Below are 21,268 nucleotides of genomic sequence, written 5' to 3'. Positions count from 1 at the left end.
GAACTATGACCAAGTCTGATTTAGTAAATTTACCTGTTGAAAGCTCGAATGAACTGGTCGAACAAAAATTCCAGCAAATGGACCTGAAAGAACTGGGCTTACAGCCTGCTGACTTTCAGGAGGTGCTGGCTGCACGTAAAGAGTTGCAGAACATGAGTCATAACAGCGTGGCTGAATATGGCAAAAATATTGCGACCAAAACTTCGACCTATACCGATGAATTACTGAATCTGGTGCAAAATAGAGATCTGGATGCGACAGGACAGAAGCTGAATCAGGTGGTACAGGTGGCTCAGCAGCTGAATACCAGCAGTATTCTCAATAAAAAGAAAAGTTCGGGTTTTTTTGGCAATATCATTAGCAAATTCAAAGGTGCGAAAGATAACTTTGATGCGCATTTCAATACCACTAAAGAGCAGCTAGATGTACTGGTGAAAGAGATTGAAACCTCGCAATCCGGTTTGAAAGCACGTGTTGATACCCTGGATAAAATGTTTGACGGGGTACAGGATGAATATAAACAGCTCGGGGTACATATCGCCGCAGGACGTTTACGCGAACAGGAGCTGCAACAGGAAATTTCCGCTTTAGCCGCCTTGCCGCAAGATCAGAGCACCACCCAGAAAATTTATGACCTGAACCATCTGGCCAATAATCTGGAAAAACGTGTCAGTGATTTACAGGTACTGCAGCAATCTGCGATGCAGACCTTGCCAATGATCCGGATTATCCAGTCGAATAACCTGATGCTGGTTGACAAGTTCTATGCGATCAAAAACATTACTTTAACGGCGTGGAAAAATCAGATCAGTCTCGCAATTTCATTGAGCGAACAGAAGAACAGTGTACAGCTGGCCAATACCATTGATGATGCCACCAATGAGCTGCTGCGCCGTAATGCTGAACTGTTACATCAGAACTCGGTCGATACGGCTAAAGCCAACCAGCGTTCGGTGATTGACATCGAAACGCTTGAACATGTGCAAAACACCCTCATTAAAACTGTAAACGATGTGATTCAGATTCAGAAAGAAGGTGTACAAAAACGCACAGAAGCAACCGTGCGTTTAAAAGCTCTGCAGGATAATCTGAATCATTTGGTGATTGAATCAAGTACCAGTGGATCCAAGCCCAACTAAATCAGGTAGGGCCAAAATCTGAAAGAAGGAGTAGAGATTGCCGCCCTTAGATGAATACGCCGTTAAGCCTCAGGACATCAAGCAGGGGGTAGTTGCACTCAAGAAACGTCAACGCAATTTGATGCTATTGGGTTTGACCACCTCTACCGTATTTATAGCCTCACTGATCAGTCTATTTTTCCAGCAGGAACTGGTCTATGGTTTTTTTGGCCTAAGTACCCAAGTACAGCAATTGCATTTGCCGGTCAGTGTAGATGCCACACTGGCCAGCATTGGTGATAGTCCAGATTATTTTTTTAGTTTGCTGAGCTGGTTTGGCTGGCTGATTATTAAAATTTTTGCCTCTTTCATCGGTGCATTTTTTGTGATTGGCTTACTGAAAAAGTTGCGTTTCTTTTATGTGCGCTTTCAGTCTTTTGTGTTGAAATTTGTCGCCTGGCTGATTGCTTTTATCGTAATTTGGTCAGGATTGACTTACTTGCAGCATGATCTACGTAATGATCGGGATGATGCTTATCAGCAAGTAGTGTATTACGACAGCAATATCAATGACAGTGAAATCGCCCGTTATCTGGCTGATTCAGAGATTGCAGCACCGGTGAAATCTTATTTACTGGCGCAAACGGCATTGCTGCATAAGCCTCAAGATTTATCTGCCGCAAAACCTTATGTTTTAAATTTGGTTGAAGCAGAAAAACAGGATCCTAAATTTGAACAATATGGTTTCAAGCCTGAACAAATTTGGACCATGCAGCAACAGGTCTATGGTCAAGCCATGACACCAGTCGCCAAGAGTGTAAATACGCAGGTACAACAGGCGGATCAGTTAAGTCAGATCACGAATCTGGTTATTATTGGTGTTGCTATTTTATCGGCACTACTTAGCCTAATCTTGTTTTTCTTGGCCAACTCAATCAAGGGTCGTTCTCTGCGTATCGAACAGCGGATTCATTAATTTCCCAAAATGCTCCTGAATAGGGTAATGCTGATCAGTTAAGGAATTTAGAAATAGACTCTTTAGCTTTTCAGTCGTTTATGAAAGAGTCTTAACTTTTTAAATCAAATACTTGCAATATCACTTGTTACTTTGGTTTCGCCCAAAGTAACCAAAAGCATTTGTCATCCGCAAAACTCGTCAGCCACTATCCCTTAGTAAATTTGTCGCAAAAACAATCATTTTTTAATGTAGTCCTGCCTCAAACAGTTGCGGATGACTTTGCTACCTATCAAATATAATCTTGAATTTAAAAAAAATGCCAGTCAATTGCTTAACTGACTGGCCTGGCATTACCTGAATAGGGAGCATTTTTTGATGGAATTTCAACGCTATTTTTAAGACAACCTATTCAACTTGCTCTATATAGCCCAAAAATAAAAACAAGGCAGCATAAAGTCTATAACTGGATTAATAATCTAAAATACCGATCAATAAAATAAAAACAAACTGTTTTACCTATTTATTCAATTCATTTAATATCCTGTTATCAAATAAACATTTACTCCTTTGGAGACGTTAGCAATGTTAGATCAAAATACTTCAGCCCAACTTAAAACCTTATTAGAACGCCTAGAAGGCCCGATTGAACTGGTGGCGACTTTGGATGGCTCTGACAAATCAGCCAAAATCCAGGAACTGGTGTCCGAGGTTGCTGCACTGTCTGATCTGGTGACTGCACGCTTTGACGGGACCAATGCACGTGCGCCAAGTTTCGGGATTGCAAAAGCTGGTGAGGAACCACGTGTATTCTTTGCAGGCTTGCCAATGGGCCATGAATTCACTTCACTGATTCTGGCATTGCTGCAAACTTCAGGTTATGCACCGAAAGTCTCTGATGAAGTACTGGCGAATATTAAGAGCCTGGGTGTTCAATCTAACTTTGACGTGTTCGTATCGTTAAGCTGTCATAACTGTCCGGATGTGGTTCAGGCACTTAACCTGATTGCCATCTATAACCCGGGCACTACAGCGACCATGATTGATGGGGCTTTCTTCCAGGACGAAGTCGAAGAACGTAAGATCATGGCGGTGCCGATGGTATTCCAGGACAACCAGCATATCGGTCAGGGTCGTATGACGCTGGAAGAAATCATTGCCAAGTTGGACAGCAATGCCGCTACCAAAGATGCGGAAAAGCTGAATGCCAAAGATGCCTTTGATGTCCTGGTGATCGGTGGTGGTCCTGCAGGGAATACTTCTGCGATCTATGCAGCACGTAAAGGCATTAAAACCGGGGTCGTGGCTGAACGCATGGGCGGTCAGGTCATGGATACCATGGACATTGAAAACTTTACGTCTGTACAGAAGACCCAAGGTCCTAAATTTGCTGCCGAGATGGAAGCCCACGTGCGTGAATATGGTGTCGACATCATGAACCTGCAACGTGTCTCTAATATCAAAGGTGCGGATGCAACGGCCAATGGTCTGGTGGAAGTGACTTTAGAGAATGGTGCCAGACTGGAGTCGAAAACCGTGATTCTTTCGACTGGTGCACGCTGGAGAGAGATGAATGTTCCAGGTGAACAGGAATACAAAACTCGTGGTGTGGCATACTGCCCGCACTGTGATGGCCCACTGTTCAAAGGCAAGCGTGTAGCCGTGATTGGTGGCGGTAACTCGGGTGTTGAAGCTGCGATTGATCTGGCAGGGATTGTTGAACATGTAACGCTGGTGGAATTTGATACCAAATTGCGTGCGGATCAGGTGCTGCAAGACAAACTGAACAGCTTGCCGAATACCACAGTCATCAAGAATGCCTTGTCGACTGAAGTACTGGGTGACGGTGCACAAGTGACTGCACTGAAATACAAAGACCGTGCTACGGATGAAGAGCATGTGGTTGAGCTGGCGGGGATCTTCGTGCAGATCGGTCTGTTGCCAAACACCGATTTCTTGAAAGAGACCCAAGTTGAGCTGACCAACCGTGGCGAGATCGTGATTAACGAGCGCAACGAAACCAATGTCAAAGGTGTGTTTGCTGCAGGTGACTGTACCACAGTGCCGTACAAGCAGATCATTATCGCGACCGGTGAAGGTGCCAAGGCATCACTGTCTGCTTTTGATTACATCATCCGTTCTGGGCAGTAAAAAAAATAGCACCTCGGTTCCCCAAAACCGAGGTGCTATATCTTATAAATACATTATTATCGCTTTATAGGAACTCAGGACGCTAACACCCGAGTTCCTTTTTTTATATTTATTATTGGATCAGCCAAAAGTGTCCCCACGCACTTTCAGCTGTTCCTTTCCTCTGCACAGTTTTTGTTTTCAACCCTTATTTTTATACTTTCCCCAAGGTTGTTTTTATATAAAGCAATGTTTATTCCATCGCTTCATTTTTAAGATTTAAATAAGTTCAAACCCTTAAATTTTTCCAGTAATTGCTCCTGTGTTTCACGATGCGCGGGATGTGGAATAATGCATTCAATCGGACAGACATCCACACAGGTCTGATGCTCGTAAAAACCGACGCATTCCGTACAACGGTTCACATCAATTTCATAAACTTTCGCACCCTCATAAATCGCGTCATTCGGGCATTCCGGTAAACACATATCGCAATTGATGCATTTGTCGGTAATCAGCAGTGCCATATTTAACTCGCCTGATAAGCCAGTGAAGATGCTGAAATATCTGCAGTCGAACTTGGCAGATTACGGATGAGCAGGGCATATCGCATATCGACATCTGCCGGAACCGGAATCTCGACAATATGACCTGAACCTTTGGCGTCTTCGATCAGATTACCTTTTTTGTCTTTCATTTCGGTTAAATTGAAAGTGATATTGCCTTTAGTCGTCATCAGTTCGAGTGAGTCACCGACGATAAAACGGTTTTTCACATCGATCTTGATGTAATCTCCATTACGCTCCAGCACTTCGCCACAGAAAATTTGATGATCAAAACTGGAAGAACCATGTTCATAATTCTGATATTCACTATGCACATGGCGGCGTAGGAAACCTTCGGTATAACCACGATTCGCTAAGCCTTCCAATTGTGTCATCAGTGATGGATCAAAAGGTTTACCCGCCAACGCATCATCAATCGCTTTACGGTAAATTTGAGCAGTACGGGCGCAATAGAAATAAGACTTGGTACGGCCTTCGATTTTCAGTGAATGCACACCCACTTTAGTTAAGCGCTCTACATGCTGGACTGCACGCAGATCTTTGGAATTCATAAAATAAGTGCCGTGTTCATCTTCTTCTGCGGCAAACATATCTTCATCATTCCGCTGCAATAACACAGGCTCATCAAACTGATGTTGTTCTTGCATGTGTTGTTCGTCGGCATCTTTGGAGCAGCAGCCTGAATCCAGATTTTTCACTGGAATCACATCACCGGTTTCATCTTCCTTAGCATCCAGCACTTTATATTCCCAGCGGCAGGCATTTGTGCAGGCACCCTGATTGGCATCACGTTTGTTCATATAGCCTGACAGCATGCAACGGCCAGAATAGGCCATGCACAGTGCACCATGAACAAAGACTTCAATCTCCATATCGGGCACTTGCTGTTTGATTTCTGCAATTTCTTCAATCGACAGTTCACGTGACAGAATCACGCGGGTCAGGCCCATATTTTTCCAGAATTTCACGGTTGCCCAGTTCACGGCATTGGCCTGAACAGACAAGTGAATATCCATCTCTGGAAAATGTTCACGCACCAGCATGATCAGACCTGGATCGGACATGATCAACGCATCTGGCTGCATCGCCACTACAGGCGCTAAATCACGAATAAAATTTTTCAGCTTGGAGTTATGCGGCTGGATATTGACCACCACATAGAATTTTTTGCCTAGTTCGTGTGCTTCTTTGATGCCAATCGCTAAATTGTCATGGTCAAATTCATTATTACGAACACGCAGACTATAGCGCGGCTGGCCGGCATAAACTGCATCTGCACCATAAGCAAAAGCATAGCGCATATTTTTGAGTGAGCCAGCTGGTGAGAGAAGTTCGGTAACGGTGGTAATGCTCATGATCAAATCGAAAGACATATAAAAAGTACGGCTTTATTCTAATCATCTGGAATTTGGATTCAACCTAGTAAATCACTCGGAAATACGCGATTTGGATGTAAAACAAGGTTCTTTTTTAAGTAGGGAATCCTCCATAAAATGTCTTCAACATTCAATCATTTTCAGGGTTTTCAAGCGTTTTTAAAATCTGGCAATGATCAATGGTGGTCGGGGTATTGCAACTTTCTCTCAGTGTGATCAGTTGTCGTTCAAATATCTGTAATTCTTTAATTTTATTTGAAATATCCGAAAGATGTTGATCAATCAGCTGGTTGACGGCACAGCACTCCTGCTCAGGATTTTGTTCAAGTTGAATCAGGGTTTCAATCTCTTTTAACGACATATCCAAGGCCCGACAACGCTTGATAAAAAGCAGTCTTTTTAATGCGTCTTCACCATAATAACGATACTGATTACTTGCTCGAAAATTCGGCTGAATAAAGCCTTTTTTCTCATAAAAACGTAAGGTATCGGTGCTTAGACCAGTCTTTTTGGCCATTTCTGAAATCAAATAAACTGACATATCGTCCTCATGCTTGACCTTGGAGTTAGTCCATAGTTTCTAATCAATTTATCGTATTTTAGATAAAAAATCATCGGGGGAATGATATGGCCTGTAGTTGTAGTCCTGAACCGGCACCCATCAAGCCCAACAGCAAATTTAGAGCAGCGCTATGGATTGCCTTGCTGGTAAACTTCACTTTATTTGTAGTGGAGCTGATCGGTGGTGCATATGCACATTCATCAGCCTTGTGGGCAGACGCGCTAGATTTCTTTGGTGATGCCGTCAATTACGGGATTTCTTTGGCTGTACTAGGTGCGAGCCTCTATTGGCGGGCAACAGTCGCTTTGGTGAAGGGGATGACCATGGCATTGTTTGGTCTGGTAGTGATTGGCAAAGTGATTTATGCCTATCTGCAAGGTATTCCACCTGAAGCACTGACAATGGGCCTGATTGGTGTGCTGGCCTTAGTAGCGAATGTATTTACAGCAGCAATTCTTTATGCTTTTCGTGAAGGTGATTCCAATATGCGGTCGGTCTGGCTCTGTAGTCGCAATGATGCAATTGGCAACTTTGCGGTCATTTTGGCAGCCGTAGGCGTATTTGGTACAGGCAGTCTTTGGCCGGATATTATTGTGGCTGTAATTATCGCTACACTCGGCATCACATCAGGTTATCAAGTGATTAAGCAGTCTCTGGAAGAAAGATCACTTAAACATAAATCCAGCTAATTTTTATATTTAAAGCTGTCCTGCAGGGCAGCTTTTTATTTATTTCCATTTTTATAATATTTGAAAAATAAAGCTTTACAAATAAACAAATTAAATTAGAATCTCTGGCGAAATTCAGAAAATATACATAAATTTTAATAATTTAGTTTTTTGCATCGTGCGAGGGTTAATGTGAATTTAATTAAAATTTTTTCAATATTGGCAATATCGGGGCTAGCCGCTTGTAGTTCTAAAGTCGTGACTTATGATGCAACAGGAAAAATCATCGGTTCATGTATGGCGACGCGTGGCCTACTTTCGACCGCAAGTGCACATTGTAGTGGTTCAGGCGATGCCTTAGGTGTGAATTACAATACGCCAGATGCGAATACAGGCCTGTTACCAACGCCACCAAGCCAAAATCAGATTAATTTAAAACCGTAAATAATAAAGGGGAATATCATGAAATTATCAGCACTTATTGCACTCGTAGTGACTGTTATATTGACGGGCTGTGCATCGTCAGTGACTACATTTGACTCTCATGGCCGTATGATTGGTTCATGTAAAGCGCAAACGGGTTTCATCATTGCAGGTGGCGCAGGCTGTTCAGGTTCTGCAAACCAGGAAGGTCGCGATCGTTAATTATTTGGTGATTATTCCAATAAAAAACCGGACTTTTAAGTCCGGTTTTTTAGTTTAGCAAATCTTATTTTTCTACGAATGCACGTTCAATCACGTAGTCACCCAGAACGCCCATTTTCGGAGATTCTTTCAGACCGTGTTGGTCAAGAAGCGCAGCAACGTCATCTAGGAATGCCGGGCTACCGCATAACATGGCACGGTCAGTTTCCGGGTTGAAACGTGGCAGACCGATTTTTTCAAACAGTTCACCGGTTTCAATCGCAGTGGTTACACGACCTTGATTTGGATATTCTTCACGGGTTACAGTTGGGTAATATACCAATTTTTCTTTCGCGCCGAGTTCAGAGAAGAATTCATGATTTGGAACTTCATTCAGGATCAAATCTTGATAAGCCAGTTCTGAAATGAAACGGGTACCGTGAACTACGATAATCTTTTCAAAACGTTCGTAAGTTTCAGGATCGCGAATAGTCGACAGGAAAGGTGCAAGACCAGTGCCAGAAGAAAGAAGGTAAAGATTTTTACCTGGATTTAGGTCATCCAGTACCAATGTACCTGTAGGCTTTTTAGAAACCAAAATGTCATCGCCGACTTTTACTTTCTGTAAAATCGAAGTCAGTGGACCATCAGGCACTTTAATTGAGAAAAATTCTAACTCTTCTTCGTAGTTGGCGCTTGCAATTGAATATGCGCGCATTAACGGCTTGCCATTGACTTCAAGGCCGATCATTACAAACTGACCGTTTTTAAAACGCAAAGCAGTGTCACGAGTCGTTTTAAAAGAGAATAAAGTATCATTCCAGTGGTGGACGTGAGTAATCTTTTCGACGTTAAAAGCAGCCATTAAAGGTCTCAATAAATTATCAAATTAGAACAGCTTGCTATTCTAATCTAAATTCATTCTCGATAAACTGAATATATTTAATTGAGCTTATCAAAAAAAGTGATGAAGACTGAACTGACGCTGCCGATTATTGGTTATATGCGTTCTCCCTATAAAGAAAAATTTGGTATTCCTCGTCAGCCGAATCTGGTTCAGGTCGAAAGCTATATTGAAATGGTCGGGCCCTATAATGATCTGCTCGCCTTTGAGGGGATTGAAGAATTTAGTCATCTTTGGCTGATCTGGCAATTTCATGACAATAAAAACCAGCACAACAGCCAGTTTCGTCCACAAGTGCGCCCGCCGCGTTTAGGCGGTAACAAGAAAATAGGCGTGTTTGCTACGCGCAGCATGTATCGTCCATCACCGATTGGTTTATCTGTGGTCAAACTCAAAGAAGTGAGAAAGGTGGGCAAGCATGTTCGAGTGTATGTGACAGGGAGTGACTTGCTCGATGGCACGCCAATTATGGATATCAAACCTTATATTCAATATTCGGATGCTATCATTGAAGCACAAAGCGGTTATGCGCAGGATGAACCATCACGTAAAACCGTCATTTGGAGCGATGAAGCGGAGCAGCAAAAGCAACAATTACTAGGAAATGGAAAAATCTCTGTGCAGACTATTCAGGAGCTGGAAGCTGTCTTATCTCTAGATCCAAGACCTGCATATCAGGAAGATGAAGAACGGGTATATGGGATGAAGTTTGCAAATGTTGATATCCATTTCAAAATTCATGCTCAGCAAGTGCTAATTGTTGCTATTCAGCATATTCCTTCCTAGATTATAGGTTCCACCACAACAAGCCGATCAACGCTGCCATATGCAAAATCTGCACAGGCGCAAAATAAAGGACAAACTTCCAGCCACCGGTCAAAGCGGCATTGGCTGACTTGGCCAGGGCATGAGCACCCAGACCTAAAAGCAGGGCATAAATCAGACGCATATTGGAGGGATCGCCTTGAACGACGACACTGGCCATCGCGGCATGAATCTCGAATAAAGAGGCGAGCAAGGTCCCGGCCAGTAAGCCGGCATCCCCGAGCCAGACCTCCAGTCCGTAAACTCCAGCCTGAATCAATGTTAATGTGACTGCAATAATCACGGCTTCTTTTAAGCTGAACATCTGGCTGTCTGACGATTCCATGCTCGGCGCAGGTTTTGCCTTGCGCAATAATAAAAATGCACAGGCTGCCAGAAGGATTACGGCAACTAAAGAGGGCAAGAGCAGGATTTTAAGCCAGCTCCAGGATACGCCCCCGACCACAATCAATAGCAACACAATAGTCGAGATACAGGACATCAGCGCGGCACCGGCATTCGATCGTGCATCCATTTCACCTTTACGGACCTGTAAGCCCAACTGAGCGATGGTCGCCGTACTGGAAACAAAACCGGAAGCGATGGAGGACAGCATCAGGGCATTTTTAGTTGAGAAAAAGCGTTTCGCAATATGCGCCAAAGCTTGTACCACTAAAATTAAGGTCAGTAATTTTAAAATAAGATAAGGGTTAAGCACTTCGCCCCAAAAAGGGCGATCAGGAGTAAGCGGCAAGCCAATCAAAATCAAGGCCAGTAATAATAGTCCATCCCTGAATTCGGCTTCTTTAATCCATTTTCCGGCAATATTGTGCATGGTATGTTTGGCCATCAAAATACCGGTTAAGAGCACAGAAAGACCGGCTGCCAGAGGAATATTCCATAAACACATGGCGCCAATAAAATAGGTCATCACAAATGCAAGCTCTGTGGTAATGCCCGGATCATCTGGTTGATTTTTAATAGATAAAATGACCATGCCACCCACGATCAAAGCACCTATTACAGCAATCACGATTCCAAACAGGAAACACAGTGCACCCAATAAAGCACAGATTGCAAAGGAACGTAAGCCGGCAAAACTCGGTTGCTGTTCGCGTTGCTTATGCCGTTCCCGCTCCAGACCAATTAATAGGCCGCAGCCTAATGCCGAGGTGAGTATCGTGAGCAGTTCATGAAAAGAATGCGCATGCAGGGGAACCGCAGTCAGATCCATCTGTGACCTCAGCAAGCTAAGAGTTGACTATTTAAAAATATATGTGATGAGATCAGGTTTGCATAGATTAAAAATGTTGCGGTAACGATCAAATCCATTCTTTACTTTCTTTTTGAGATTGAAATAGAAACGTACATTCGATAGGTCGAGAGCATGCGAAAAACTGCAAAAACTTGTTATAGTGGAGGCAAGTTTGGGGACTGATAATAATGAAATTTGACTTTGAAATGGATACGGCATGGTGTCTAGACCAACTCTTTAAAGACGGTAAGATCAGTGAACGCGACCGGATGCTGGTACAAACCACTCATCGGCAACGTGAACAATTAAAATGGCACCCTTTACAGTGGATTGCCAATTTTAATCTGGTCGATCAGTCCCATCCTCAAACGACGTTGACCCTGAACCGTTTATGTCAGTGGCTGGCAGAAAAAACCGGATTGATGTTCTATATCATTGATCCGCTCAAAGCTGATGTACAGGCATTGACCCATGTCATGTCGCAGGAATATGCACTGCGCAACCGTATTCTGGCAGTAGAAATACAGGCAGACAAAGTTCTGATCGCTACGGATCAGCCTTATAAAACCGAATGGGTGTCGAATCTTGAGCAAAATATTTCCCCGAAAAAAATACAACGGGTATTACTCAATCCGGAACAGTTACAACGTTATATTACTGAATATTATCAGGTCAGTCGCGCAGTCAGTGGTTCACAAAAATCGTCTGCTTATGACCGAGAAAATAAAGGTGTAGAAGCCTTATTACAATTGGGTGATTCACAGAATCCGGATGCCAATGACCAGCATATTGTCAAACTGGTGGACTGGGTGCTGCAATTTGCCTTTGAACAAGGTGCCAGTGATATTCATATGGAACCGCGTAAAGATACGGGCAAGATCCGTTTCAGGATTGATGGCGTACTGCATACGATTTACAACATGCCGGCCAATACATTGACCGCCGTCATTTCCCGAATCAAGATTCTGGGCCGGATGAATGTGGCGGAAAAACGTAAGCCACAGGATGGCCGCCTGAAAACCCGGACACCTAAAGGACAGGAAACTGAACTGCGTCTGTCGACCTTGCCGACCGCCTTTGGTGAAAAACTGGTGATGCGTATTTTCGATCCGGAAGTGCTGGTGAGAAGCTTCCAGCAACTCGGTTTTGAAGGCCATTTGCTCAATGACTGGAATAATCTCACCAGTCACAGTCATGGTATTATTCTGGTGACCGGCCCAACCGGTTCCGGTAAAACTACTACGCTTTATTCAACCTTGAAGCAGCTGGCGACTGAACAGGTCAACGTCTGTACCATTGAAGACCCGATCGAGATGCTGGAACCCAGCTTTAACCAAATGCAGGTCAATAATGGTATCGATCTTGGCTTCGCTGACGGCGTGCGCGCACTGATGCGTCAGGACCCGGACATTATCATGGTCGGGGAGATCCGTGATCAGGACACTGCCAATATGGCGATTCAGGCCGCATTGACCGGTCACCTGGTTCTCTCAACTTTACATACCAACGATGCGCCGTCGAGTCTGACCCGTCTGCATGATCTGGGCGTACAGCCATTTTTGACAGCAGCAACCATCTTGGGTGTTCTGGCTCAACGTCTGGTACGTAAGCTGTGTCCGCACTGCAAACAGGAAAGCTTCCTGAATGAACAGGAATGGCAGCATCTAGCTACGGATTATCCTTTGCCGCGACCGGAATTTGTCTTTAAGGCGGTGGGCTGCGAAGAATGCCGGCATACCGGCTATAAAGGCCGTATCGGGATTTATGAGTTTATGCCATTGAGTCTGCCCACCAAACAGCTGATTGGTGCCGATGCCAACCTGAACCAGCTGCGTCAGCAGGCTAAAAAAGAAGGGGTAGAGCCGCTCAGAATTGCCGGGGCACGCAAGATTCTGGAAGGTGTGACCACGCTTGAAGAAGTCCTGAGAGTTGTGCCCTTAAATTAATTTTGAAAATGAAGCAATCTTAAGATTCAATTCATCTTCGGCTGTTTTAATAGCATCATCGAAACAAGGCAAGACTTTAAAGAGGTAACTGCGATGAAAATGATGATAAATACGGTTTTGGCAGCTGCATTGATGGGTTCTATCGCGACAGCTACGATAGCAAGTAGTGACACTGCTGTGAATCAGGCCGCTTTTGCTAAATCGACCACAGTCAAACAGGCGATGGCCATGAAAGATGACAGCAAGGTTCAGCTTAAGGGTTATGTCGTGAAAGCAGTGGGTGATGAAAAATACCAGTTCCGCGACAGCACAGGCACCATTACGGTTGAGATTGATGACGAACTTTGGCAAGGCAAACCGATTTCAGCCAAAACACCGGTAATCATCACAGGTGAAATCGACATTGATTATAAACCGGCAAAACGTGTTGAAATTGAGGTTGATCAAGTTCGTTTCTAATATCGCCTGATTTGCTGAAATCAATTTGAACACAGCGACAAAAAACCACATGCAAGTTAGCAAAAAGCATGTGGTTTTTTTGAGTCTGGAACTTTTTCAAGGCAAGATAGAACAAGGAAGCAAACGGAGCAGAATATGCGTATTCTTTTGGCGGAAGATGATCAGTCTCAGGCAGACAGTATCCAGACTTGGCTGGAAATGGACGGTTATGTGATTGATCGGGTAGAGCGTGGTGATCATGCGATCCTAGCGATTGAGCAGCATAAATATGACTGTATTCTGCTGGATCGTGGCCTGCCGAATGCCACTGGAGATGACATTCTGAAAATTTTGCGCAGCCAACATCAAGATACGCCGGTGATTTTTATTACGGCCAAAGACAGTATTGATGACCGGGTTGAAGGTCTGGATTTAGGCGCGAATGATTATCTGGTCAAACCTTTTAGTCTGGAAGAACTTTCGGCCCGAGTTCGTGCCCAACTCAGACAGAAGCAGAAAATACCGAATCATATCCTGCACTGGCAGGATCTCAGTCTGGACACTCAAGCCAAAACCCTGACTAAAGAAGGTCAAGCTATGAATCTGACTGCGAAGGAATTTCAGATTTTATACAAGCTGATGCAGCAGCCTGAACATATTGTCACCCGTGAACAGCTGGAAGAATCGCTGTACGCCTGGGGCGATGAAATTGAAAGTAATGCCATTGAAGTATTTATCTATCAGCTGCGTAAAAAAATTGGCAGCCAGATGATCAAGACCATTCGTGGCTTGGGCTATCGTATGCATAAGGCTGAGGCTTAACCCCATGTCGGCTGCTATTTCCCTGCAAACCCGGCTGATCAAACATGCACTGTTTAGTTCCATCTTGGCTGGAGTATTGGCCTGGCTGCTGTTATTGGGAATTTCCAGTTATCAGGCCAGTCAGTTGCATGATGAATTAATGGAGCAAATTTCTGAGTTACTGCTTGGCGATGTTACCCAGGCCAAAGACGCCCAAGTCGATGAACTCAGTGAACAGTTTGATATCCAGTATGCCTTGTTGCTGGATCAACAGGTACTGACTACTTCGATTGATGATGAATTAATTAATACCATTCCAAAAGCACAGAACAACGGCTTTCAGTTTGCTTATGAAAATGGTCATTTTATCCGGATACTGACTGCGGAAGATGACGACCTTCAGGTCAAAATCGTACAGCCACTTTCAGTACGTTTCGATGAACTCTGGCAAACTACTTTGGGCTTTGCCGGGATCTTATTGATTTTATGGCTAGTGCAATGGCTGATTTTGCGTGTTGCGATCAAACGCCAGTTACGGCCATTAAACAAGATTTCCCGGGCGATTGGTTCCAAAACTGCTCAGGATCTAAGCCCTCTCAAAACGCCTGATCCTGAAATCACTGAACTGCAACCGATTATTCGTCAGTTGAATGCCATGCTCGGCCGACTGGAAAAGTCACTGGCTGCCGAACAGCGTTTTACTGCAGATGCTTCACATGAGCTGCGTTCTCCACTGTCTGCAATTCAAATGCGTCTACAGGTTTTAAAACGCAAATATCAAGGTGATGCACAGCTCCCTCAAGCATTGCAGCTGATTCAAAATGATGTCAACCGCGGTACGCAGGTGCTGGAAAATTTACTCTTGCTGGCACGACTCGATCCGGAGCGCACAGAGCAATTACCAACGCAAACCATTAATCTTAAAAATCTGGTTCAGGAGGCTTTGCAGGCATTGCAGCCTTTTGCAGAAGAAAAAGACATTTATTGGAATCTAAACCTTGAGGATGCTGTGATCGAAGCGAATCCAGAGCTGATTTTTAGTTGTATTCGCAATCTGGTCGACAATGCTATTCGTTATACGCCGCCGCAGGGACAGGTCGAGATCCGAACGGTTGTTGAGCAGCATCAGATACAACTATTGATTGAAAACTCAGGAGAGGGGATTACTGATGCTGTGCTGGAACGTTTAGGTGAACGTTTTTATCGGGCTTTGGGTACGCGAACTCAGGGTTCAGGTCTAGGTCTGTCCATTTGCCAGAAAATTATGGCACTGCATGCAGCTAAAATTGACTATGCACCGTCGGATCTGGGCGGACTTAAAGTGTTATTGAGTTTTAAGCTTGAATAGCAAATCTCATGATCAGAAGATTAAAAAGCAGTATGCGCTGATTCATACTGCTGCTTCCCACGTTTGTTATTATTAGAACTGATTTAATTATTTGGTCAGAATAAGACGGTTATTGCGGGTCAGACGCAAGCGGTATTCTTCGCCGGCATGCATGATCCGGATTTCACGACCCAGTGCAAAAAGATTGTTGGAGTGCAGCATTGGCAAGGCATGGTGAGTATCATTGTTACGGGTAAATAGGCTAAATGGGGCGTTCATTCCGTCGACTCCGTGGTGTGTTTTGGATTGATTTAAATGATAATCATTATCGAATAGGTCTGTCAACGAAATATTGAGCAATTTATAAAAAACTCTAATTTGCTTACAATCTGTAAAACTTTAACGGTTCTGTACATCATGACTAAAGCTACGATTCATGTCGCAATTGCGCTTTTATTTTATCAAAATCAGGTTCTCGTCGGCTGGCGTGAGGCCAAGCAGCATCAGGGCAATAAATATGAATTTCCAGGCGGAAAAGTTGAACAGGGTGAGTTGCTAGTCGAAACCTGTCGCCGCGAAGTGATTGAAGAGGTGGGCGTTGATATCGAACGCTGGCATGCTTCTGATTTTATCTCCCATGAATATGAAGATCTCATCGTCAATTTGCATATTTTCCATGCTTCAGTACAGCCTGCGCAACTGGCTGAAATCAAACAGCCTTGGCGCTGGTACAGCCGGGAAGAACTTGGCCAGTTGAATTTTCCGAAAGCCAATCAGTCCATGATTCAAAAGCTGCAATGGCCGCAGCGCATCAAGATTGCTGAAGATCTGGATATCTTATCAAGTCTAGATACAGATCAAATGTTGTATTGGCGCGTGGAAGCAACGCCTGAACGGATCATGCAATTACAGCAGTATCCGGTAGATCAACTCTCCAAGTTAATTATTAATCAGCAGCTTTGGTCACAACTGAATGAATTGCAGCAGCAGACGATTTGCACGATTCATCTAAAACAGAATCAACTGATGAACTTGAAACAAAGTGAATTGAAATCTGGCTATCGTTATCTAGCGGCTTGTCATGACCTGACCGCTTTAATGCATGCAGAACAGATCGGCTGTGAAGCGGCTTTACTGAGTCCGGTACTGGCGACCGCAACGCATCCGGACACACCTGCGCTAGGCTGGGAGCAATTCAAGCAAATGGCAGAGCAGGTACAGATTCCGGTTTTTGCTTTGGGCGGAATGAAAGCTGAAGAACTCGATTATGCAAAAAGCCAGCATGCTTATGGCATTGCCGGCATTCGCTATATTTAAACACTTTATTTAGAAAATAAACTTTCTATTGGTAAGTCAGTTTCTATAGAAAATTATCTTAAAGCTTTTTCAGTGCCTGTTGAGCTTGCTGAATCGCTTTGGCATTTTTCCGCAACTGAGCAGATTTAAGGCGCACTTGCCAAAGCTGCTTTTTCATGACACTAGATTGTGCATAACTCAGGCCACGTAAGGCAAAAGCATCGGCGCTTGCTGGCTGATTTTTACGGTTAGCAATCATACCCAAGTATAAATAGGTTTCCGGTGCCTGAGGGGCCAGTCGCTGTGCCTGAGTTGCAGACGCTTCAGCTTGAGCGAACTGCTGCTTGGTATAGGCCTGCTGGGTTTGCAGCATCAGACTCTTGAAAGCCGGCAGATTACGGCCATCATCAAACTTTTGGCTTTTCGGCTTCTGTTCAGGAATAACAATTTTCTGACGTTTGATGTCAGGACGGTCATAAGGCGTAATCACTACGCTGTCTGGCGTTTTTGCCTTAGGTTTTTCCGTCGCAGGCTTGACTGGGGTAACTGGCTTTTCTGGCTCAGAGATACTTTGGCAGCCCACCAGACTGAGGATGAGCAAACCAGGGAGGATTTTTCTTAACATAAACATAGACTCAATTAATGGCTATAACTTCCACTGGCGATAATACGGGTTTCGCTCTCAAGATCGCGTTCTATTTCTGTTTCACTTTCTTGTATATAGCGACTCATATCATCCTGTTCAGCATCAGATGGCTCAGGTTCTGAATCAATATCATAAGGTTCCGTCGCATAATGCGAGATGCCGCAGGCAGTTGCCTGATTTGGCAGGGCATGACGCGAAATCGGGATATACATGGCGCCTTCACAGCCTGGTGCCGATAAATGACCAGTATAACGATCCAGCCAATGCCATTCGATTTCATTCGGCTGTGGCAAATTCACCGGTTTTTGGCGTAGTTGTTTCATGACATTGGTCCACACGGGCAGAGCACCTGAAGAACCGGTCAAGCCAGTGACTTTGTTGTCATCCAGACCGAGCCAAACCACGGTCATATAATTACCTGAGTATCCGGCAAACCATGAGTCACGGCTGTCATTCGTGGTACCGGATTTGCCGGCAAGATTCAGACTACGTGGTAAGCTGTTATAGGCTGCACGACCTGTACCATTCGACATGACCTGTTGTAAGCCATAATTCAGAGCATAAGCAGAAGCCGGATCAATGGTCGGTTGCACACTCAGGCTATAACGATCCAGAGAGCGGCCGTTGGCATCCACCACAGAGCGAATCGCTTTGGTTGGGTATTTAAAGCCGCCTGTAGCAAAGTTGCCGTAAATATTCATCACTTCCATCGGGGACATATCTACCGCACCTAAGTAAATCGACGGATAAGATGGAATATCTGAAGTTACACCAAATTTTTTCAGATGATTAATAAAGGTAGACAGGCCAAATTCTTGTGCTAAACGCACAGTGGACAGGTTATAAGATTGCGATAAGGCTTGTGACATTGGAATGACACCATGTCCACGACCACTATAGTTTTTCGGTGTCCAGGTTTTGCCGTCACTCTTAATGCTGATTTCACTGTCTTCAATGGGGCTCGCCCAATGATAACGGTTCGATTCCAGTGCACTCAGGTAGATCACAGGCTTTAACAGGGAACCAACCTGACGCTTGGCATCGACTGCACGGTTAAAGCCGGTAAAATCTTGAGTAGAACCTACTGCGGCCACCAGCTCACCATTTTCCGGATGCGATACCAATACCGCACCCTGTAAATCTTTCAGGCGACCCGGATTGGATTTGCTTAAACGCGCCACCGTCTCTTTAAAGCTGTCCTGAATTCTGGTTTGGGCCAAAGGATCTAAAGTAGTGAAAATTCGCAGACCCTGATTGGTCAGATCGGTTTCCTGATAATCTGTGCGTAATTGACGACGTACAATATCCAGAAAATCCGGGAAGCGGGCAGGGCCTAAAGTCGGTTTTGAAATGACATTTAACGGACGTGCGGTTTCTTTTTCATATTGTTCCTGAGTCAGATAGCCCATCACCAGCATATTATTCAGGACGATATCACGGCGTTTTTTCGCACTTTCAGGATTGCGCCATGGATTGTATAGACTCGGGCCTTGGACTAAACCCACCAAAAATGCTTGCTGGGAAATATTCAGTTCACGCAGTGGCAGGCCAAAATAAAACTGCGATGCCAGACCATAACCATTAATGGAGTAGTTACCATTCTGGCCGAGATTTACCTCATTCAGATAAGCTTCCAGAATTTCATTCTTGTCATAATGCAATTCAATCAGCATCGCCATAAAGGCTTCATTCACTTTACGTTTTAAGGTGCGCTCAGGGGTTAAATAGAAATTTTTGACCAGCTGCTGGGTCAAGGTTGAGCCACCCTGACGTTTACCACCGGTAATATTGCTGACTACGGCACGTGCAATACCACGCGGTGAAACCCCATGATGCTCATAGAACTTACGGTCTTCGGTCGCGATCAGCGCTTCGATCAAGGGCTTAGGCACTTTATTTAGCTTGATCAGCACACGGTCTTCGTTATGCTGCGGATAAATCCCGCCAATTAATAAAGGTTCTAAACGCGCAATCCCGCTTGAAGACGGTTTGGTTGCGCTGACTTCTGCAATCTGTTCACCGCTGAAACTGACTTTCAATATTTGTTCCGGTTCAACCCGGTCACCAAAATCAAAGCCGCGTGTATGCACATACAGGGTATTACCCATGGTGACAAAGTTGCCTGATTTAGTATAACTATCCGAATTTTTATAACCGAGTAATTTTAATTCTTGTTGGAAATCCTGCAGGCTGACTGGGGCATTCACGTACACTTCCATCGGACGTGCGAAGACCTTGGCCGGAATATCCCAGCGCTGACCTTCAAACTTGTCGCGTACAATATTGTCTAATCTAATCAAATAGATACTAAATGTTACAAAGATAGAAATGACAATAATAGAAAAAATTAAGGCAAGAAACCCCATGCCACGTTCAGATTTCATAAATACTTATAAGATCCTGTGAAATTGTGCTAATCATGCGAAGCTTTTCATTATTTTGCAATATTTAATCAAGAAATGCGCTTAAAATTAAAATGAAACCCCACAATTTCTCCTTAATTCGAATATATTTCAAATAATTTCCTACCTATGAAGCACTGTTATAAATTGTCATCCAGGTATAGCTTAATGTTATGATAAGCAGGATTCGTAGCGGAGCGACGACACTGGTGCAAATTTCCCATAAGACCTTTCGAAATATCGGGTTAATAGGACGTCCTGATAAATCGTCGGTGGTTGAAACCTTATGCCTTATTCACGATCATCTTCTCAATTTAGGCCTACACCCAGTTTTTGATGCAGCGACAGCTGAACTTGTTCCCTATCAAAATACCCAAACCGTCAGTCGTGCCTTATTGGGTGAGGTGGTGGATCTGGTGATTGTCGTGGGCGGTGACGGCTCGCTATTACATGCAGCACGCGCCTTGGTCAAGTACAATACCCCGGTGATCGGGGTTAACCGTGGTCGTCTGGGTTTTTTAACGGATATCAAGCCGACTGAAGTGATATTCAAGCTGGATCAGGTATTAAAGGGTGACTTTCAGACTGAGCGACGCTTTTTACTCGAAGTCGAAATTCGCTCCAAAGGTGAAGTGATTTACGATGCCATTGCTCTAAATGATGTGGTGCTACATTCAGGGAAATCGGTACATATGATCGATTTTGAACTGAATATTGATGGACAATATGTCTATCGTCAGCACAGCGATGGCCTGATAGTCTCTACGCCGACTGGTTCTACGGCTTATGCGCTTTCTGGTGGTGGCCCGATTGTACATCCAAGTATGGATGCGATTGCCTTGGTACCGATGCATCCGCATACCTTGTCTTCACGCCCGATTGTGGTCGGTGGACATAGTGAAATTAAATTACTGATTCGTGAAAATCGCGTACTGCCGATGGTTAGTGCGGATGGACAACACAGTGTGTCTTTGAATGTGGGTGATAGCGTCCATATTCGCAAGCATCCCTTTAAACTGAATCTTCTGCATCCACCGGGTTATGACTTTTATAATGCCTGTCGAACCAAACTGGGGTGGAATCAGGACTTTGATTATTTTAAGCAGGATTAAATCATGAATATTGAACAAATGCTTGCCGTACTCAATCCTGAGATTGTTGAACGCCTAAGAACAGCAGTCGAAATTGGAAAGTGGCCAAACGGTGTAGCCTTGACACCAGAACAACGTCAGACCTGTATGCAGGCAGTGTATGCCTGGGAAATGAAAAACCTGCCTGAAAATGAGCGCAGCGGTTATATCGATCGCGGTACTAAAGAAGAGGGTGAAGAGTGTGATGATGATCATCACAAGAATGAACCTGAATTCAAGCCGATTCGTTTTGTTTAAGGCTTAATTCCCAGCCAATAGCAATACAATTAAAAAAAGCATTGTTCATTCACTGAACAATG

22 protein-coding genes are annotated in these 21,268 nt (G+C 44.2%); 14 read left to right on the top strand and 8 right to left on the bottom strand.

Annotated elements, in window-relative coordinates:
• Nucleotides 1–5 precede the first annotated feature (5 nt).
• The 3 genes from F894_RS10370 (at nucleotide 6) to ahpF (ending at nucleotide 4,224) form a co-directional block, all read left to right on the top strand.
• Complete coding sequence (locus F894_RS10370) at nucleotides 6–1,139, top strand: toxic anion resistance protein (protein WP_005247468.1); 1,134 nt, start codon at nucleotides 6–8, stop codon at nucleotides 1,137–1,139.
• Between the two features lie 37 nt (nucleotides 1,140–1,176).
• The gene (locus F894_RS10365) at nucleotides 1,177–2,094 is read left to right on the top strand and encodes a hypothetical protein (RefSeq protein WP_005247467.1); all 918 of its coding nucleotides are present in this window, start codon (nucleotides 1,177–1,179) and stop codon (nucleotides 2,092–2,094) included.
• 564 nt (nucleotides 2,095–2,658) lie between these two features.
• Nucleotides 2,659–4,224, top strand: a complete 1,566-nt coding sequence (gene ahpF, locus F894_RS10360; RefSeq protein WP_005247465.1) for an alkyl hydroperoxide reductase subunit F — start codon at nucleotides 2,659–2,661, stop codon at nucleotides 4,222–4,224.
• A 251-nt stretch (nucleotides 4,225–4,475) separates the two neighbouring features.
• Here the strand turns inward: ahpF and F894_RS10355 are convergent, their stop codons facing one another.
• From F894_RS10355 to F894_RS10345, 3 genes are all read right to left on the bottom strand, one after another.
• Entirely contained in the window at nucleotides 4,476–4,730 is a 255-nt protein-coding gene (locus tag F894_RS10355) for a YfhL family 4Fe-4S dicluster ferredoxin (RefSeq protein WP_005247463.1), read from the bottom strand.
• Nucleotides 4,731–4,732: 2 nt separating this feature from the next.
• Complete coding sequence (gene yegQ, locus F894_RS10350) at nucleotides 4,733–6,142, bottom strand: prephenate-dependent tRNA uridine(34) hydroxylase TrhP (RefSeq protein ID WP_005247461.1); 1,410 nt, start codon at nucleotides 6,140–6,142, stop codon at nucleotides 4,733–4,735.
• 133 nt (nucleotides 6,143–6,275) lie between these two features.
• Nucleotides 6,276–6,686 carry a Cd(II)/Pb(II)-responsive transcriptional regulator gene (locus F894_RS10345; RefSeq protein ID WP_005247458.1) on the bottom strand — a complete coding sequence of 137 codons (411 nt, stop codon included), beginning with the start codon at nucleotides 6,684–6,686 and terminating at the stop codon, nucleotides 6,276–6,278.
• A gap of 86 nt (nucleotides 6,687–6,772) precedes the next feature.
• On the opposite strand from F894_RS10345, the gene F894_RS10340 reads away from it, so the two are divergent.
• The 3 genes from F894_RS10340 to F894_RS10330 all read left to right on the top strand — a co-directional run bounded on the left by F894_RS10340 (nucleotide 6,773) and on the right by F894_RS10330 (nucleotide 8,020).
• Nucleotides 6,773–7,396, top strand: a complete 624-nt coding sequence (locus F894_RS10340) for a cation efflux transmembrane domain-containing protein (RefSeq protein WP_005247456.1) — start codon at nucleotides 6,773–6,775, stop codon at nucleotides 7,394–7,396.
• 171 nt (nucleotides 7,397–7,567) lie between these two features.
• Entirely contained in the window at nucleotides 7,568–7,819 is a 252-nt protein-coding gene (locus F894_RS10335) for a hypothetical protein (protein WP_004279009.1), read from the top strand.
• Nucleotides 7,820–7,837: 18 nt separating this feature from the next.
• The gene (locus tag F894_RS10330) at nucleotides 7,838–8,020 is read left to right on the top strand and encodes a YgdI/YgdR family lipoprotein (protein ID WP_005247454.1); all 183 of its coding nucleotides are present in this window, start codon (nucleotides 7,838–7,840) and stop codon (nucleotides 8,018–8,020) included.
• Between the two features lie 64 nt (nucleotides 8,021–8,084).
• Here the strand turns inward: F894_RS10330 and F894_RS10325 are convergent, their stop codons facing one another.
• Nucleotides 8,085–8,864 carry a ferredoxin--NADP reductase gene (locus tag F894_RS10325; RefSeq protein ID WP_004279005.1) on the bottom strand — a complete coding sequence of 260 codons (780 nt, stop codon included), beginning with the start codon at nucleotides 8,862–8,864 and terminating at the stop codon, nucleotides 8,085–8,087.
• 102 nt (nucleotides 8,865–8,966) lie between these two features.
• Here F894_RS10325 and tsaA point away from each other — a divergent pair, with 102 nt between their 5' ends.
• Nucleotides 8,967–9,689 carry a tRNA (N6-threonylcarbamoyladenosine(37)-N6)-methyltransferase TrmO gene (tsaA, locus tag F894_RS10320; protein ID WP_005247453.1) on the top strand — a complete coding sequence of 241 codons (723 nt, stop codon included), beginning with the start codon at nucleotides 8,967–8,969 and terminating at the stop codon, nucleotides 9,687–9,689.
• Nucleotide 9,690: 1 nt separating this feature from the next.
• Here the strand turns inward: tsaA and F894_RS10315 are convergent, their stop codons facing one another.
• Nucleotides 9,691–10,941 carry an MgtC/SapB family protein gene (locus F894_RS10315; RefSeq protein ID WP_005247451.1) on the bottom strand — a complete coding sequence of 417 codons (1,251 nt, stop codon included), beginning with the start codon at nucleotides 10,939–10,941 and terminating at the stop codon, nucleotides 9,691–9,693.
• Between the two features lie 209 nt (nucleotides 10,942–11,150).
• On the opposite strand from F894_RS10315, the gene F894_RS10310 reads away from it, so the two are divergent.
• The 4 genes from F894_RS10310 (at nucleotide 11,151) to F894_RS10295 (ending at nucleotide 15,495) form a co-directional block, all read left to right on the top strand.
• Nucleotides 11,151–12,908, top strand: a complete 1,758-nt coding sequence (locus F894_RS10310) for a type IV pilus assembly ATPase TfpB (RefSeq protein ID WP_005247449.1) — start codon at nucleotides 11,151–11,153, stop codon at nucleotides 12,906–12,908.
• A gap of 93 nt (nucleotides 12,909–13,001) precedes the next feature.
• Nucleotides 13,002–13,367 (top strand): NirD/YgiW/YdeI family stress tolerance protein, encoded by a 366-nt coding sequence (locus F894_RS10305; protein WP_005247446.1) that lies wholly within the window; start codon nucleotides 13,002–13,004, stop codon nucleotides 13,365–13,367.
• Between the two features lie 135 nt (nucleotides 13,368–13,502).
• A complete protein-coding gene (locus F894_RS10300) occupies nucleotides 13,503–14,168 on the top strand; it encodes a response regulator transcription factor (RefSeq protein ID WP_005247444.1) in 666 nt (221 codons plus the stop codon).
• Between the two features lie 4 nt (nucleotides 14,169–14,172).
• Nucleotides 14,173–15,495: a sensor histidine kinase gene (locus F894_RS10295; RefSeq protein WP_005247441.1), complete on the top strand. Its 1,323-nt coding sequence runs from the start codon at nucleotides 14,173–14,175 to the stop codon at nucleotides 15,493–15,495.
• A gap of 87 nt (nucleotides 15,496–15,582) precedes the next feature.
• Here the strand turns inward: F894_RS10295 and hemP are convergent, their stop codons facing one another.
• Nucleotides 15,583–15,753, bottom strand: coding sequence for a hemin uptake protein HemP (gene hemP, locus F894_RS10290; RefSeq protein ID WP_004645578.1), 171 nt, complete (start codon nucleotides 15,751–15,753; stop codon nucleotides 15,583–15,585).
• 138 nt (nucleotides 15,754–15,891) lie between these two features.
• On the opposite strand from hemP, the gene F894_RS10285 reads away from it, so the two are divergent.
• A complete protein-coding gene (locus tag F894_RS10285; RefSeq protein ID WP_005247439.1) occupies nucleotides 15,892–16,791 on the top strand; it encodes an NUDIX domain-containing protein in 900 nt (299 codons plus the stop codon).
• Between the two features lie 58 nt (nucleotides 16,792–16,849).
• Here the strand turns inward: F894_RS10285 and F894_RS10280 are convergent, their stop codons facing one another.
• Together F894_RS10280 and mrcB are read right to left on the bottom strand one after the other, a co-directional pair.
• Complete coding sequence (locus tag F894_RS10280) at nucleotides 16,850–17,395, bottom strand: hypothetical protein (RefSeq protein ID WP_005247437.1); 546 nt, start codon at nucleotides 17,393–17,395, stop codon at nucleotides 16,850–16,852.
• Between the two features lie 14 nt (nucleotides 17,396–17,409).
• Nucleotides 17,410–19,800 (bottom strand): penicillin-binding protein 1B, encoded by a 2,391-nt coding sequence (mrcB, locus tag F894_RS10275; protein ID WP_005247435.1) that lies wholly within the window; start codon nucleotides 19,798–19,800, stop codon nucleotides 17,410–17,412.
• Nucleotides 19,801–19,991: 191 nt separating this feature from the next.
• On the opposite strand from mrcB, the gene F894_RS10270 reads away from it, so the two are divergent.
• Both F894_RS10270 and F894_RS10265 read left to right on the top strand, forming a co-directional pair.
• Nucleotides 19,992–20,930, top strand: a complete 939-nt coding sequence (locus F894_RS10270) for an NAD(+) kinase (RefSeq protein ID WP_004645573.1) — start codon at nucleotides 19,992–19,994, stop codon at nucleotides 20,928–20,930.
• A gap of 3 nt (nucleotides 20,931–20,933) precedes the next feature.
• Entirely contained in the window at nucleotides 20,934–21,206 is a 273-nt protein-coding gene (locus F894_RS10265; RefSeq protein WP_004278992.1) for a YeaC family protein, read from the top strand.
• Nucleotides 21,207–21,268: the final 62 nt, after the last annotated feature.

This window comes from Acinetobacter sp. CIP 51.11 (genome assembly GCF_000369665.1).
In the GTDB taxonomy this organism is placed as follows: Bacteria; Pseudomonadota; Gammaproteobacteria; order Pseudomonadales; family Moraxellaceae; genus Acinetobacter; species Acinetobacter lwoffii_S.
Note: the sequence above shows the minus strand (reverse complement) of the source record. Positions and strands in the feature narration are given on the sequence as shown.